The 13756-nt window shown below is 60.0% G+C and carries 16 protein-coding genes; 13 read left to right on the top strand and 3 right to left on the bottom strand.

Annotated elements, in window-relative coordinates; translation table 11 throughout:
• Nucleotides 1–2: 2 nt before the first annotated feature.
• The 5 genes from ACUY2T_RS05660 to rplI all read left to right on the top strand — a co-directional run bounded on the left by ACUY2T_RS05660 (nt 3) and on the right by rplI (nt 3451).
• Entirely contained in the window at nt 3–1514 is a 1512-nt protein-coding gene (locus tag ACUY2T_RS05660) for a glycosyltransferase family 87 protein (protein WP_448307879.1), read from the top strand.
• Nucleotides 1507–1689 (top strand): hypothetical protein, encoded by a 183-nt coding sequence (locus ACUY2T_RS05655; protein WP_448307877.1) that lies wholly within the window; start codon nt 1507–1509, stop codon nt 1687–1689. The genes ACUY2T_RS05660 and ACUY2T_RS05655 overlap by 8 nt, the downstream gene beginning before the upstream one ends.
• A gap of 185 nt (nt 1690–1874) precedes the next feature.
• Entirely contained in the window at nt 1875–2171 is a 297-nt protein-coding gene (gene rpsF / locus ACUY2T_RS05650; RefSeq protein WP_293792073.1) for a 30S ribosomal protein S6, read from the top strand.
• A 142-nt stretch (nt 2172–2313) separates the two neighbouring features.
• Nucleotides 2314–2916 (top strand): single-stranded DNA-binding protein, encoded by a 603-nt coding sequence (locus ACUY2T_RS05645; RefSeq protein WP_005292478.1) that lies wholly within the window; start codon nt 2314–2316, stop codon nt 2914–2916.
• 82 nt (nt 2917–2998) lie between these two features.
• On the top strand, nt 2999–3451 hold the full coding sequence (gene rplI, locus ACUY2T_RS05640; protein WP_005292476.1) for a 50S ribosomal protein L9: 453 nt from the start codon (nt 2999–3001) through the stop codon (nt 3449–3451).
• A 659-nt stretch (nt 3452–4110) separates the two neighbouring features.
• On the opposite strand, the gene ACUY2T_RS05635 is transcribed toward rplI, so the two are convergent.
• On the bottom strand, nt 4111–5754 hold the full coding sequence (locus ACUY2T_RS05635; RefSeq protein ID WP_448307876.1) for a flavin-containing monooxygenase: 1644 nt from the start codon (nt 5752–5754) through the stop codon (nt 4111–4113).
• 503 nt (nt 5755–6257) lie between these two features.
• Here ACUY2T_RS05635 and dnaB point away from each other — a divergent pair.
• On the top strand, nt 6258–7748 hold the full coding sequence (gene dnaB, locus ACUY2T_RS05630) for a replicative DNA helicase (RefSeq protein ID WP_448307875.1): 1491 nt from the start codon (nt 6258–6260) through the stop codon (nt 7746–7748).
• A 40-nt stretch (nt 7749–7788) separates the two neighbouring features.
• On the opposite strand, the gene ACUY2T_RS05625 is transcribed toward dnaB, so the two are convergent.
• Nucleotides 7789–8280: a MarR family winged helix-turn-helix transcriptional regulator gene (locus tag ACUY2T_RS05625; RefSeq protein ID WP_448307874.1), complete on the bottom strand. Its 492-nt coding sequence runs from the start codon at nt 8278–8280 to the stop codon at nt 7789–7791.
• Between the two features lie 116 nt (nt 8281–8396).
• On the opposite strand from ACUY2T_RS05625, the gene ACUY2T_RS05620 reads away from it, so the two are divergent.
• The 3 genes from ACUY2T_RS05620 (at nt 8397) to ACUY2T_RS05610 (ending at nt 9939) form a co-directional block, all read left to right on the top strand.
• Nucleotides 8397–8942: a YceI family protein gene (locus ACUY2T_RS05620; RefSeq protein ID WP_448307873.1), complete on the top strand. Its 546-nt coding sequence runs from the start codon at nt 8397–8399 to the stop codon at nt 8940–8942.
• A 65-nt stretch (nt 8943–9007) separates the two neighbouring features.
• Nucleotides 9008–9520 (top strand): fluoride efflux transporter FluC, encoded by a 513-nt coding sequence (locus ACUY2T_RS05615; RefSeq protein ID WP_448307871.1) that lies wholly within the window; start codon nt 9008–9010, stop codon nt 9518–9520.
• Nucleotides 9517–9939, top strand: coding sequence for a CrcB family protein (locus ACUY2T_RS05610; protein ID WP_448307870.1), 423 nt, complete (start codon nt 9517–9519; stop codon nt 9937–9939). Before ACUY2T_RS05615 ends, ACUY2T_RS05610 begins: the two co-directional genes overlap by 4 nt.
• A gap of 77 nt (nt 9940–10016) precedes the next feature.
• On the opposite strand, the gene ACUY2T_RS05605 is transcribed toward ACUY2T_RS05610, so the two are convergent.
• The gene (locus ACUY2T_RS05605) at nt 10017–10655 is read right to left on the bottom strand and encodes a hotdog fold domain-containing protein (RefSeq protein WP_448307971.1); all 639 of its coding nucleotides are present in this window, start codon (nt 10653–10655) and stop codon (nt 10017–10019) included.
• Here ACUY2T_RS05605 and trxA point away from each other — a divergent pair.
• From trxA to ACUY2T_RS05585, 4 genes are all read left to right on the top strand, one after another.
• Nucleotides 10645–11016: a thioredoxin gene (gene trxA / locus ACUY2T_RS05600; RefSeq protein WP_293792032.1), complete on the top strand. Its 372-nt coding sequence runs from the start codon at nt 10645–10647 to the stop codon at nt 11014–11016. The two genes, ACUY2T_RS05605 and trxA, sit on opposite strands and share 11 nt — an antisense overlap.
• A 164-nt stretch (nt 11017–11180) precedes the next feature.
• Nucleotides 11181–11756: a DUF6230 family protein gene (locus ACUY2T_RS05595; RefSeq protein ID WP_293792031.1), complete on the top strand. Its 576-nt coding sequence runs from the start codon at nt 11181–11183 to the stop codon at nt 11754–11756.
• Nucleotides 11746–12822, top strand: coding sequence for a DUF6114 domain-containing protein (locus tag ACUY2T_RS05590; protein ID WP_448307868.1), 1077 nt, complete (start codon nt 11746–11748; stop codon nt 12820–12822). The genes ACUY2T_RS05595 and ACUY2T_RS05590 overlap by 11 nt, the downstream gene beginning before the upstream one ends.
• A gap of 128 nt (nt 12823–12950) precedes the next feature.
• Nucleotides 12951–13727 (top strand): PspA/IM30 family protein, encoded by a 777-nt coding sequence (locus ACUY2T_RS05585; protein WP_293792028.1) that lies wholly within the window; start codon nt 12951–12953, stop codon nt 13725–13727.
• Nucleotides 13728–13756: the final 29 nt, after the last annotated feature.

Here is a 13756-nt window from a genome sequence, read left to right as displayed (position 1 = left end):
AAATGACCGCCGAGCAGCGAGTACTGCCCTCCCGCACCGAGCCGATGGCGCAGGGCTTCATCCGCTTCATCGGCGGACCACCCGGCGCCCATGCCCTCATCGGGCGGGCCCGGTGGTGGACTCCCCTACGCGTACTTCTGGCCACCGCTGCCACCTTCCTGGCATTTGGATGGCTACAGAAGGCCCAGTGCCTCCGCACAGCTTTTGACCCTGAGGGTCTCCCCTATATTGACTGGTCCGGGAAGCGCCAATTCACCTCCGCCTGCTACTCCGACACGATTTCGCTATTCGGCAGTCACGGGCTGGATACACTCGACTTCCCCTATTTAACTTCTTTTACTGACGGTGACGGCGCCACCAGGTACATGGAATACCCGGTGCTTACCGGTTTGTACCAGTGGCTCGTGGCGGTTATCGCCCAGCCGGTAGGCGTGGTGTGGGACTTCCTCCCCTTGCCGACGGCTGATTCTGCAGCGATCTACTTCGGCGTTAACGCATTCTTCCTAGGCCTCTTTTGGATGGTCGCGACCGGTCTCATGACGAAGCTGACCGGCAACCGGGTATGGGACACCCTGCTGATGGCCGCCTCTCCCCTGGTCATCGTCCACGCATTCACGAACTTCGACTTGCTGGCCTGCGCCGCCGCTGTCGCTATCTTTAGCTTCTGGGCCAACCGCCGCCCCGGCTGGGCGGGTGTGGCTACCGGCGTGGGCGTGGCTCTGAAGCTGTGGCCTGCCTTCATCGGCGGAGCGTTGATCCTGCTCTGCCTGCGCCAGCGCGCCTGGGGTCCATTGGCCAAGCTAGTCGGCGGAACCCTCGGCAGTTGGATCGCTGTGAACCTGCCGATCATCCTCCTCGCGCCGACAGGCTGGTCTGAGTTCTTCCGACTGAACTCTGAACGCGGCTGGGAAGGCTCGACCATCTATGCCGTCATTGCACACATCATGGGTAATGACGCCTGGAACGGCGTGTCCCCCTCGAAGTCTGTTGAAGGCGCTGATGCGCTGAACCTGCTGACCGGCGTACTGCTTCTCCTCGTGTTGCTAGCACTGGCATGGCTAGTCATTTTCGCCGCGCCGCGAACCCCGCGAGTAGCTCAGGTAGCATTCCTGGCCACCTTGGCCTTCATGATTACTAATAAAGTGTGGAGCCCCCAGTACTCCATCTGGCTCGTGCCGTTGCTGGTGCTGGCACTCCCCCGCTGGCGACTCGTCTTTGGCTGGGCGGCTCTGGAGGCCGTCTACTGGTACCTGCGCATGTGGCAATTCCTACCCTCCAACCAAGCAGCACCCAATTGGCTGGTCGATAGCGTGACCGTGCTGCGACTGGCGCTGCTGGTGTACATGGCGGTGCTGGTGATCCGACAGATCATGGGACGGATCCCCGACCCGGTACGCGATGCACACGCTGGCCATGATCCATTGGCCGGTGTACTCGACGATGGTGGCGACGGAGAAATGGGCGTCACAAAGAAAAAAGTGGGTGCTACGAAGAAAGAGAACAACGATGGATAACACGACCGTATTGATCACCATGGCGAGCGTATTCACGGGATTTCTGTTCTTCGGCGGCAGCTTCGCCAGCTTTATGTACGGCAAGTCGAAGAAGCAGGTGTGGACGTTGTTCTGCATCGCCATCGTGTTCCTGACAATTGTGCCGGTGAGCTTGGCGGTATTCGTCGCGGCGTAATGGTCGGCGATACGGGTCAGTAGCGCGGGGACGGGAAGCGCGGGGACAGTTGCGCGGGGTCAGGTCGCGCGACGGGGCATTTCTTAAATCGGGGGGCACCAGGTAGGCTGGGAACGTTGCTGACGCAACGACCCTCCTGCCATGCCCAAAAGGGGTATGGCCGAAACACAAGACCATAGGAGGTGATGAGGTCCGTGCGTCAATACGAGATGATGATCATCATCGACCCTTCCCAGGATGAACGCACCGTTGCCCCGTCGCTGGACAAGTACTTGGATATTGTCCGCAAGGAAAACGGTACCGTGGAAAAGGTTGATATCTGGGGCAAGCGTCGCCTCGAGTACCCGATCAACAAGAAGGACGAGGGCATTTACGTAGTTCTCGACCTGAAGTGTGAGTCGGCTACCGTGCTGGAAATCGACCGCCTGCTCAACATCAACGACCAGATTCTGCGCACCAAGGTGCTGCGGAAGGACCAGTAGCTACAATCGCCATTGAGGCGAGCTACAGGCTCCGAACGGACTGTACCTACACCTAAACAGACCTGAACAGGGTTCTAACGGGGCTCGAACAGGACTAAACACTGCTCAACCGCCCTTCACCACACAACGTTAGGAAAGAAACATGGCACAGGGAGACACCCAGATCACTGTGGTCGGCAACATCGTTGCGGATCCGGAATTGCGCTACACGCCCAACGGGGCTGCAGTTGCAAACTTCCGCGTGGCTTCCACACCTCGTCGCTACGACCAGCAAGCTGGTCAATTCGTCGACGGTGAGCCGCTGTTTTTGACCTGCAACGTGTGGCGTCAACCTGCCGAGAACGTGGCCAACAGCCTGAGCAAGGGCGACCGCGTGATCGTGACTGGCCGTCTGCGCCAGCGCTCCTACGACGATCGCAATGGCGAGCGCCGTACTGTCTTCGAGATTGAGGTTGAAGAGGTAGGCCCGTCGCTGCGCTTCGCAACTGCGGACATTAATAAGTCGTTCCGTGGAGGCGGCCAGGGTGGCCAGGGTCAGGGCAACGGTGGAAACGGTGGCTTTGGCGGCGGCAATGCTGGCGGCCAGGGTGGCTTTGGTGGCGGCAATGCCGGTGGCCAGGGTCAGGGTAATCGGGGACAGAACAACCAGGGCTTCGGTGGCCGCAACGCTGCCATGGACGATGACCCGTGGAACTCTGCACCACAGTCCGGATTTGGTGATGGCGACGACGAACCGCCATTCTGATCGGTTGGCTTAAAAGTCGCTGGTCAGCGTTAAATTTTTTGAACATAATTGGTCGAACCAAAGCACAACGAAAGGCTGGATCATGAAGCTGATCCTCACCGCCAACGTTGACAACCTCGGTGTCCCCGGCGACATCGTAGAGGTCAAGGCTGGCTACGGACGTAACTACCTGCTTCCGCGCGGCTATGCAATCGTTGCAACCCGCGGTGCTGAGAAGCAGATCGAAGGAATTAAGCGCGCGCAGGAAGCTCGACAGATTCGCGACCTGGATCACGCACGCGAGGTTAAGGAAGAGCTGGAGAACCTGTCTGGCGTGACCATCTCGGTTCGCACTGCAGAATCCGGCAAGATGTTCGGCTCTGTCACCGCAGACAACATTGTTGATGCAGTGAAGAAGGCCAACGGTCGTTCCCTGGACAAGCACAGCATCAAGCTGCGCAAGGGCGATGTTAAGGCAACCGGCGTTTACTCTGTGGACGTTCAGCTGCACGAAGGCATCGTTGCATCCCTGAGCTTCGAGGTTGTTTCCGCGTAAGTTCGCAACTGTCCGGTTTCGCCGTTTTCCGGTGACCGGCAGGGCAAGGCATTCCTGCGAGCCCCTTTTGCCCGTGCCTAGACAACACGGGTGGCTGATTTTTCGGCGGCTCGGCCGGATTTAATGCCCTGAACTGCGATGATGCGCCAATAACTAGAACGCACCAGAAGAAAACTTTTCTAACTTAGACAACAGCAGGTTAAGGCCCCACGCACCTATGCGTGGGGTCTTTTCCGTTACCGGGGTGCAGGTTGGGGCTTTTGGACGCCACGGCGAACCTTGCCCGGAATGTCGTTAGGTCGGGAATGTGGGGCCGGTTTGGTGCCTGGAAGGGCTCCGGCGGGCCAGGAATGTCGTTAGGTCGGGAATGTGGCGGGCGGCTGAAAAGTTTAGAAAATTCTTCAGCGCTGTGACCTGCGGGTTTGCATTAATGAAAACAATTGCGGTTAATAGATTCCCGTTTTAGCGACATTTTCCGTTCTGAAGCACACAAACTCGCCCGCGCTGGGGTTAGGGAAGGACCTCTGATGCTACGGGGAAGGACCACCGCCGAAGCTGTTGGCCGCATACCAGGGCTACCACAGCCGGAGCCAGGGTCCGCATACCAGGGCTACCACTGCCGGAGCCGGTGTCCGCAACCAGGGCCACCACAGCCAGAGCTATTGTCGCAGCTCAGCGGCACCGCCGCCGCCCTCTCCAGCCGCCAGCGGCGCCGCAGCCTCCAAAGCCTCCACGCCAAATGCCATGTCATGCTTGTTGTCCGCGCCCGTGTAGGTGCGCCGCTCCTTGATGTAATCCTGCTCCATCCGCCACGGATCCCCAGCACCCTGACGCGGCAGAGTCGCCACGCTCCGCTGAATATAGCCGCTGGACATCTCCAAAAGCGGCAGGTCAGCGGCCTCTCCGGCGGGCAGCAGCGGGCAAGCCCACTGCTCGCCTCGCGCTTCCATGTCCTTCCACAGCTGCACCAAATAGCGCGAAGTCATATCCGCGCGCAGCGTCCACGACTGGTTCAAATACCCAATGGTGTACGAGAAATTCGGCAGGCGATTGGCCATCATGGCACGATAAGCCACCAGAGATTCGGTCGGTACGGGAGTGCCGTCCACGGAGAAGTTGGCGTCGCCAAAGGCCAAAAGCTGCAGCCCCGTGGCGATCACCAAAACATCGGCTTCGATGTACCCGCCGGAGCGCAATCGCACCCCACCTGCGTCAACGCGGTCGATGTGGTCGGTAACGACTCGCGCCCCACCCCGCACGGCCTTAAAGAAGTCGCCGCCGGGGGACTTGCAGACGCGCTGATCCCACGGCCCATACGGGGGAGTGAAGTTCCGGCGCACCTCGTCAGCGGGCAGGTACAGACGATTCCAGCCCCGGAATACCAACTTCGCGATGCTGGGGAATGTCTGGCATAGGTGGTACTGCGCCATGTCGCGCCCAATATGCAGGCTGCGGGCCAAACGATGGCCGAATGTGCCCGGCTGTGTGCTGAGACCCAGGCCGACGAGGGAGCTGATCGTGTCCGTCTCCGGCAGCGGGGCAATGTACGTGGGAGTTCGCTGCAGCATCGTGACGTCCGCGCCCATCGAATGCAGCGCCGGAACCAGCGTAATTGCCGTGGCTCCGGAGCCAATCACGGTAACCTTCTTTCCGCGCACGTCGAGGTCGCGGGGCCATTGTTGTGGGTGTAGGGCGGTGCCATGGAAGGTATCGACGCCCTCAATTTGCGCGGTAAAGCCCTCCGAATGGCGGTAGTATCCGGTGGCGAAGTGGAGGCGGCGCGTCCACGTGGTGAGGGTGGGCTGCGCGAGGCCGGAGTCGTCGGTGCCTTCGGAGTTTGCGTGGCCTGTGCGACCGAGGCGCATGGTGACCTCCCACAGCCCGCGGTCGGTGTGGAAGTTTACGGATTCGACCCAGGTGGACAGTTGTAGGCGGTCGAGCATGCCGATTTCGGCGGCGGCTTCGTGGCAGTAGTCGCGGATTTGCTTGCCGGAGCCGAGCGTGCCCTTGTGTGGCCATTTCTTGAAGGGGAGGGAGAACGTGGCCATGTCGGAATCTGAACGGATTCCGGGGTATTGGAAGGTGGCCCAGGTACCGCCGACGTCGTAGTTGGAATCGACGGCTGCCCAGTTCCAGGAAGGGAAGTTTTTGGAGACGTGGTAGGCGATGTCGATGCCAGAGAGGCCTGCGCCGACGATAAGGAGGTCGAGGGGGTGTTCGGCGCTAGCGTTTGCGAGGGCGGGCAGGGGAGTGGTCGCGGTGGAGGTTTGGTCGGCTGTGGAGTGGTCGGGCGTTGCGTTCATGGGGAACAGGCTAGTTCACGATGGTGACGTCTCGTGGGAGAACCAATATTTTGCTTCCACTTAGCAAACTGAAAATTAGGCAATGTCTGAGGAGGGGATAAGGGCTGTGCAAAACTCCGCGCCGAAGGTGAATAATACGTGAATATTTTGAACTTTCAGGCGACCTGGGCGTTTACAGAAGGGCAATCGCCTGGCCTGCAGGTTTGTTTATCCCCAAGTTATCCACCGATGAAAAAAGAGGTTTTCACACCAGTCACACGCTCCTGACCTGCGATAATAGAAGAAAGTGCAGGTGAGAGCGTTGACTGTCCACAGGTTATCCACAACCCGTCCTGGGCTATTGGAAGTTATGCACATTTCCTCCACAGGTAAATTCACAGTGCCTGTGGATAACTTGATTTGCAATGCCCTCCCAAGTTGCTCTCGCACGGGGCGGGTGAGCACAAAAAGCGGGTACAGGGCGGGGTTCGAGGTTGTCCGGTGCTGCCACTAAAGTGGTCGACATGAGCAAGAATGCAGGCATGAACTTCGATGACGGCGCCCCGCTGCCCGACGAGCCGTTTGATGACTTCGGCGGATCCCAGGATTTCGCCGGCGGCCGTGACTTCGGCAGTGGCCGCGGTGGGCGTCGCGGAGGTTCGGGCACCCAGCAGATCGTCCGCGAGATGCCGCAGAACCCGGAGGCCGAGCAGGGTGTGCTCGGTGGCATGATGCTCAATAAGGACGCGATCGCGGATGTCGTAGAAGTCCTTGTCGGCGATGACTTCTATGTGCCGAAACACAAGACTATTTTTGACGCCATACTTCAGCTCTACGGCGAGGGTAAGGAAGTCGACCCAGTCATCCTTGGCGGGCGCTTGGATCGCGACGGCGTGCTGGGCTTCATCGGTGGTGCGGGATACCTGCATAGCATCATCCAAAAGACTCCGACCTCCGCAAACGTGGGCTACTACGCCTCGATTGTGCGAGAGAAGGCCACGTTGCGTCGCCTGGTGCAGGCCGGTACCACGATTGTGCAGCTGGGCTATGCGGGCACCGAGGGTGCAGATGTAGACAACGTGGTGGACCGCGCACAGCAGGAAATGTTCGCCATCACCAACGATGCCGCGAAGGAGGACTATGAGGTCTTCGCGGAGTTGGTCGCATCGACGGTGGGGGAGATCGAGCAGCTGGAAAGCCAAGATGGCATCGAAATGGGTATCCCCACCGGCTTCAAGGATCTTGACGATCTAACCAATGGTTTGCGCGGTGGACAGATGGTGATTGTGGCGGCGCGTCCCGGTGTGGGTAAATCTACGCTGGCGCTGGACTTCATGCGGTCTGCCTCCATTGAGCATGGCAAGGCATCGGCGCTGTTCAGCTTGGAAATGAGCAAGTCGGAGGTGATGATGCGCATCTTTTCCGCAGAGGCGGAGGTGCGCCTGGCCTCCATGCGCGGCGGTAAGTTGACTGACGATGATTGGGATCGGCTGACGGTGCGCATCGGTGAGATTGAAGATGCGCCGATCTACATCGACGATTCGCCGAACCTGACGATGATGGAGATCCGCTCCAAGGCCCGCCGCTTGAAGCAACAGGTGGATCTGCAGTTGATTGTGGTGGACTACCTACAGCTGATGTCCTCCGGTAAGCGTGTGGAGTCCCGTCAGCAAGAGGTCTCGGAGTTCTCTCGTCAGCTCAAACTTCTGGCCAAGGAAGTTAATGTGCCCGTGATCGCGATTTCGCAGCTGAACCGTGGTGTGGAGTCGCGTGGTGACGATGCTCTCCCGCGTGTCTCTGACCTGCGTGAATCGGGCTCGCTGGAGCAGGATGCCGACATGGTTATGCTGATTAACCGCCCTGATTCCCAGAACCCCGACCATGAGCGTGCGGGTGAGGCGGACATTATCTTGGCTAAGCACCGTGGCGGTCCGATCGGCACCGTGACTGTTGCCAACCAGCTGCAATTCTCTAAGTTCTCCGACATGGCCCGCGATATCTCCCCCATGCCTTAGTGTCGGAACCTAGGAACCTAGGAACCAAGGCGCCCAGTGCCTAGGATTTCCCGTTTAGTTTCGCCAGAATTTCGTAGAACTGCTCAATCTCTGCGTCGCTGAGCTGGTCGAAGACCAGCTCCCGCACCTTTGCCACGTGGCCGGGGGCGGCGGTGGCTATCGCCTCGAGGCCTGCGGGTTCCAGGACTACGTAGGCCCCGCGACCGTCGGCGTCACAAGTTGTACGGCGTACAAGACTGCGTTTAGACATGCGCGTGATCTGGTGCGAAAGGCGCGAACGGCTCCATTGCATCATGTTTGCCAGCGCGACGATTCGCTGCTGGTGGTCCGGTGCTTCCGAAAGGTGAACCAGAACCTCGTAGTCCGCCAGGGATAGGGACGTTTCCGCCGACAGCTGCTGCGCTAGTTCGGCATTGATGTGGATGTGGGCATTGATCCACGCTCGCCACACCTGTTGTTCGCGACTGTTCAGCCACTTTGTCCCCTTGTTCGCATCGTTGTGTAGCGGGGGAGGGGTGTCTTCTTGTGTCATGTGCACCAGTATCGCATATCGGTCAAAATAGTTGACACATCAACTAACAGGGCATAGCTTTGAGGCCAGCGCATCAAAAGAAGTAATCAACTGACACACCAACTGAAAGGTTCAACATGACCAACGTCAACAACTACTCCGGCAACTTCCAGATCGACGCAGCGCACTCCGAGATTGGTTTCGTCGCCCGCCACGCCGTGGTCACCAAGGTTCGTGGCGCATTCACCGACTTCGAGGGCACCGCCACCACCGGCGAGAACCTGGAAGGCGCAAAGATTGAGGTCAAGATCGACGTCAACAGCGTCGATACCCGCAACGCCGACCGCGACGCTCACCTGACCACTGGTGATTTCTTCGACACGGAGAAGTACCCGCACATCACCTTCACCTCCACGGACATTACCGCTGCTGGCGAATCCACCCTCCGCGTTACCGGCGACCTGACCATTAAGGATGTGACAAAGCCCGTCACCATCGACTTCGATTTCACCGGTGAGGTACAGGATCCATGGGGCCAGACCCGCGTCGGCTTCGAGGGTTCCACCAGCATTAACCGCCGTGACTTTGGCCTGGAGTGGAACACCGCTCTTGATGGTGGCGGCGTGCTTGTTTCCGAAAAGATCACGCTGAACTTCGACATCTCCGCCGTCAAGCAGAGCTAACCTGACCGGCCGTTGTGGCCGCCCAACTCGACTGGTCGCGCTGCCAGCTGGGTAACATTGCACCTATGAATCGCCTTCCGCCCGTCGCCCTGGTCTTCCTCGGCGGCGCGCTGGGGGCGATTATTCGTTGGACGCTGACCGTCTGGATTCCCGCCCTCGGCGACCCCACACGCGTGCTCGGCGCAGCCACGCCGCTGAACATCATTGGAGGGATCCCTCTAGGAGACATCGCATTGCTGGTGGTCAACGTCCTGGGGGCGCTCCTTTTAGGGCTCTTAGTCGGGATGATCCCGGATTCTGCCCACCCACGTCGCACGTTCTGGGGCACGGGAGTGCTCGGCGGTTTTACGTCGTTTAGCTCGCTTGCTGCGGCTGTTGACGCCACCACCGATTCAGCTTCTACCATCCTCATCGGGGGAACCTACGGCGTGTTTACGCTGGCGCTTGGTCTAATTGCAGCTGCGATGGGGCTGCGCCTCGGGCGGGATCTGAATGAGCTGGCGCGGCTGCGACGCGCAGCCGACGGCGCCGACGAGCCCCAGGATCCCCATGAGCCCCACAGAGGTGGCGCACGATGAACACCGGAGCAACCCTCATTGAGCTGTTAGCCGTCGCCCTCGGAGGCGGGACGGGAGCGGCGGCCCGCTACGTACTGGATACTCACCTAAAGTCCCAGCGCGGCTGGGCGCCTCTGTGGAGCCTCGCGGTGGTGAACCTCCTCGGCACAGTCGTGCTGGGTTTAGTGCTTGGGTACACCTCGCAGCATCTTGACGGAGCTGCCGGATCCACCAGTGCAGGCGAGACGCAGGATATCTTATTTCCCCTGCTTGGCATTGGTTTGGCCGGCGGTTTCACCACGTTCTCCACGGTGATGGTGGAGGTTTTCACCCGGCCCCAGCCCGCTCGCCGTATTGCGGGCGTGGTGGGGATGGCAGTGGTCTGCTGCGCGGTGTTCCTCCCCGCGCTGTGGTGCGGGGCGCTACTTGCTGGCGCCTGAGGAGCCTTCGCGCGGGTGCGGACGCTACGACGCCGTGTACGTCGCCGGGAGCCGCGCAAACGTACCAGGTATCTGCGCTACTTTTTGGCCGTCACCCAGATGTCAATCTCCGCGTAGGTGGATTCCTTGCCCTCATCATCGGCGAAGTGGATCTTCACCGTCACGGTCTGTCCGCCAGACTCCTGAGTGATCTTCTCGAAGTCCGGCAATTCGGCAGTGGCGGTGGCCGTCAGGCTGCCCTTCGTCTTCTTCAAGTACTGAGTTCGCATGCCCTGTGGCAGCCACCGGTGCGTATTGGGAATCGAGGCCTCGGCCAGCATCCCCATTGCAAACTCCGCGACATTGCAGGCCGCAATGGCATGGAAGGTACCAATGTGGTTGTTCAGCAGCCACCACTTCTTCGACCGAACCTTGCAGAAGCCCGGGCGCAGCTCTTGCACCCGAGGCTGTACGGTGAGGAAGTATGGTGCTTTAAAGCCGGCCGCAGCCGAGAACAAACCGTTTCCGAACGGCTTCTTCGCAAGCTGCTTGTACATTTTGAAAGTGCTAGATGGATTCGCGTTGGCGTCATAAATAGACATAGTGAGAACTCTAACGTGGAATAAAGCGACCGTTGCGTAATGTTGGAAAACATGCTCGCCCCCTTTCACCGGGGCGCCAACAACAAAGTTTTTGGACAAGCACAATCGACCCGAAGGGAAACAAATGGCGACCATCGAAATCACCGGAGCTAACTTCCAGGACACCGTGCAGGGCGACGGCATCGTCGTGCTGGAATTCTGGGCGGAATGGTGCGGTCCGTGTAAGCGCTTCGCGCCCATCTTCGAACAGGTCTCTGATGAGCACCCGGAGGCTGTGTTCGGCAAGGTCGATACTGAGGCCAACCAGGAGCTTTCCGCTGCGCTGCAGATCCAGTCGATCCCTACCTTGATGTTGTTCCGCGATGGTGTTCTGCTGGCCCGCGAGTCCGGCCTGCTCCCGGCGAAGGCGCTGAACGAGCTCATCGCCAAGGCCGAGGAACTGGACATGGATGAGGTGCGCAAGCAGATCGAGGCCGAGCAGGCCAAGGAGCAGTAAAGACTGCGTGGTAGGCACGCTGGCCGGTCTCGCGCGCAGTGTGTGGGCTGAGGGGCTAGCGCGGGTGGCCTCGAACCGAAACAAAAAATAATAGACCAGCGATTCGCGCATCGGCGCCACCACAGGGATAATGCTTGAGGGCATTACAAGAGGAGGCGCACAGAATGGGACGAATCAACGCCAGGAAAGCAGCGATTGCATTGACCGCTGGGCTGGTTGGATTCGCCGGAACCGGAATGGCGGTGGCGAAAGGCGGCATTTCCGCGAACCTCGCGCTGTCTGGTTCTTTTTTCACCGTGACGATCGATCACCTTTCCGGGCAGGACTTTTCGCTGTTCATGGATAACGACGTTAAAGGTGATAATCACCTGCCCGTCGCGCGCGTGAAGATTCAGCAGGCCAAGGCCTCTGACCTGTGCCTTTCAACAACCGTGCCGAACCTGCCCGCCGTCGGTGAGGCAACTCTTGCCCTGCGCTCCAACGGAAAGAACAGTGTGGATGCGAAGGACCTGATCGTCGGGTCTACCGATATTAAGGGCAGCCTGCGGATGGCTGACCCTAACCTTGGTATTGACGCCCACCAGGTCAACCCCGAAGCACCGGACGATGCATGGGGTCTGCACTCGAAAGACGTGCAGGTTGTGGCAGAAAAGATTGTTGCGACATCTGTTGGGGCGAAGCAGCTGAACGTTTCCGGAGTTGAGGCGAGCGTGCGCCGGGGAACTGAGAATGCCTGCTAGAGGGCGTTTGGCACGCTTCGCGGAATGGCGTCGCGGTCGGCCGTTCGTGCCGGGACTGCTGGTGCTGCTTTCGGGTGTGGTGATTATGACGCCCGCCTACCTGACCCTACGCATTAATGACCTACTGGTGATGATCTCCACGTTGTCGGGGGTCTCCACGCTGTTCCTCGGCGCAGCCCAGATTATGTTTGGCCTGGGTATTTGGCTGAAGCCGGCGACAGCACCTTACCTGGGTGTGTTCGCCATTCTGCTGTCTTTGGTGGCGCTGCCGGCCTCTAATATCGGCGGCTTTTTATTGGGCTCGCTGCTGGGGATTTTCGGCGGCGCGTTTGCGTTGGCGTGGGAGCCGGGGGACGGCAAGCGGAAGAAAGCTAAGGCCACTGCTGCAGAGTCGGCTGAGTCGGCAGAGTCGGCAGAGTCGGCTGAGTCGACTGGGGAGAGCGTAGGCGACGGCGGGGATGGCGCGGATGGCGATGCGCCGCAGTCCGGCGGTGGGTACTCCGCGACGGTAGCGGCCTTGCTGGTGGCAGTGGGTATCGCGACCGGCGTGGGCATCCTGAACGCGAACGCCCCGTACAGTGCGGCGCAGCCCGCCCGCGTGGGCGATGTCGGCCAGGTCACCGCCGACAACGTGACCTTCAAGGGGAATGTGCGCATCAGCGTGGATTCCGTGGGCACGGAGCACGGCCGCCGCGACCTAATACGCATCACCGGGGATCGCCTGCAAATTAAGAACCTGCAGATCCAGCTGCCGGGCCAGTGGGGCGATGGCATGCTGCGGACCGGCTCAAAGGTGGAGACATGTGTGGTCGAGGGGCCGGTCGTGGTGGAGGCGACGTCCCTGGAGGCCGTTCCCGCGCTAGCCGAGATCTCCACGATCCCGGTGAAGGTGGATATTTCCGGTAGTGCGGGGGACGTTTTGCACCAGCTGGGCTTGGTTCCCAGCGAGGCGCCCATCCCAGACCCGGTGATGGAGGTCGTCTCCCTCAAGCAAGTGAAGCTAGACCTGCTGCACCTAACCGGGCGGGATATGAACGCCCCGGTAGTCCACCTGAAGGCTCTCTAACGTATCCCTGATTCCGCCGCCCGCCCATTCGCTCCGTGCGCCGCGCCAAAAGCCAGTACGCTGGAATTCAACAGGCTGCATTGCAGCTAAATTGACCACACCATCACGTCCGATACAGGAGCTTTCCCATGGCGAATCCATTTTCTAAGGGCTGGAAATACCTCATGCAGTCCCTCGACACGAAGATCGAGGAGAACGCGGATCCCCATGTACAGATCCAGCAGGCCACGGAGGCTGCCCGCAAGCAGCACCAGCAGATCTCCGAAAGCGCAGCCCGCGTGATCGGTAACCGTAACCAGCTGGAGATGAAGATGAACCGCCTTCAGCAGGACGCGAAGAAGCTGTCGGACAATGCTCGCACCGCCATCCAGCAGGCCGACAATGCCGCTGCTGCTGGCGACCAGACCAAGGCCAACGACCTGAACCAGACCGCGGAGCTGTTCGCCTCCCAGCTGGTCTCGGTGGAACAGCAGCTGGACGAAACCAAGCAGCTGTACGCCGGTGCGGAGGAGGCCGCCCGTCAGGCCCAGCAGCAACAACAGCAGTCCGCTGCCCGCCTCGAGGAGCAGATGGCACAGATTAATCAGCTGCGCGCCCAGGTAGATCAGGCGAAGATGCAGGAAGCTACCGCCAACTCCATGCAACAGATGGATGGCCTAGTGCAAAACGACGATGTGCCGACCCTGGATAGCGTGCGCGAGAAGATCGAGCAGCGCTACGCCCAGGCGCTCGGCAGCCAGGAGCTTGTAGAAAACTCCGTGCAGGGCCGCATGGCAGAAATCGAAGCTGCAGGTAACGACATGCGTGCTGCCTCCCGCCTGGAGGAAATCCGCGCCCAGATGAACTCGGGCAGTGGCACAAACGCACTCGAGACCGACGAGTCCCAGGGCGAGCTGGAGCGCTAGCCCACAGCGTTTATCCCCTTCAGGCGCAG

The organism is Corynebacterium sp. 22-2729, assembly GCF_053479475.1.
The sequence above is the reverse complement of the archived record's forward strand: the minus strand, read 5'-3'. Positions and strand labels throughout refer to the sequence as shown.

Excerpts from the sequence above, each read along its gene's own strand:
- ACUY2T_RS05595 (WP_293792031.1), top strand. The coding sequence starts at position 11,181 with ATGGGACGAATCAACGCCAGGAAAGCAGCGATTGCATTGACCGCTGGG.
- ACUY2T_RS05625 (WP_448307874.1), bottom strand. The coding sequence starts at position 8,280 with ATGACACAAGAAGACACCCCTCCCCCGCTACACAACGATGCGAACAAG.
- ACUY2T_RS05660 (WP_448307879.1), top strand. The coding sequence starts at position 3 with ATGACCGCCGAGCAGCGAGTACTGCCCTCCCGCACCGAGCCGATGGCG.
- ACUY2T_RS05585 (WP_293792028.1), top strand. The coding sequence starts at position 12,951 with ATGGCGAATCCATTTTCTAAGGGCTGGAAATACCTCATGCAGTCCCTC.
- ACUY2T_RS05615 (WP_448307871.1), top strand. The coding sequence starts at position 9,008 with ATGAATCGCCTTCCGCCCGTCGCCCTGGTCTTCCTCGGCGGCGCGCTG.
- ACUY2T_RS05620 (WP_448307873.1), top strand. The coding sequence starts at position 8,397 with ATGACCAACGTCAACAACTACTCCGGCAACTTCCAGATCGACGCAGCG.
- rplI (WP_005292476.1), top strand. The coding sequence starts at position 2,999 with ATGAAGCTGATCCTCACCGCCAACGTTGACAACCTCGGTGTCCCCGGC.
- trxA (WP_293792032.1), top strand. The coding sequence starts at position 10,645 with ATGGCGACCATCGAAATCACCGGAGCTAACTTCCAGGACACCGTGCAG.
- ACUY2T_RS05590 (WP_448307868.1), top strand. The coding sequence starts at position 11,746 with ATGCCTGCTAGAGGGCGTTTGGCACGCTTCGCGGAATGGCGTCGCGGT.
- rpsF (WP_293792073.1), top strand. The coding sequence starts at position 1,875 with ATGAGGTCCGTGCGTCAATACGAGATGATGATCATCATCGACCCTTCC.
- ACUY2T_RS05635 (WP_448307876.1), bottom strand. The coding sequence starts at position 5,754 with ATGAACGCAACGCCCGACCACTCCACAGCCGACCAAACCTCCACCGCG.
- ACUY2T_RS05645 (WP_005292478.1), top strand. The coding sequence starts at position 2,314 with ATGGCACAGGGAGACACCCAGATCACTGTGGTCGGCAACATCGTTGCG.
- dnaB (WP_448307875.1), top strand. The coding sequence starts at position 6,258 with ATGAGCAAGAATGCAGGCATGAACTTCGATGACGGCGCCCCGCTGCCC.
- ACUY2T_RS05655 (WP_448307877.1), top strand. The coding sequence starts at position 1,507 with ATGGATAACACGACCGTATTGATCACCATGGCGAGCGTATTCACGGGA.
- ACUY2T_RS05610 (WP_448307870.1), top strand. The coding sequence starts at position 9,517 with ATGAACACCGGAGCAACCCTCATTGAGCTGTTAGCCGTCGCCCTCGGA.
- ACUY2T_RS05605 (WP_448307971.1), bottom strand. The coding sequence starts at position 10,655 with ATGGTCGCCATTTGTTTCCCTTCGGGTCGATTGTGCTTGTCCAAAAAC.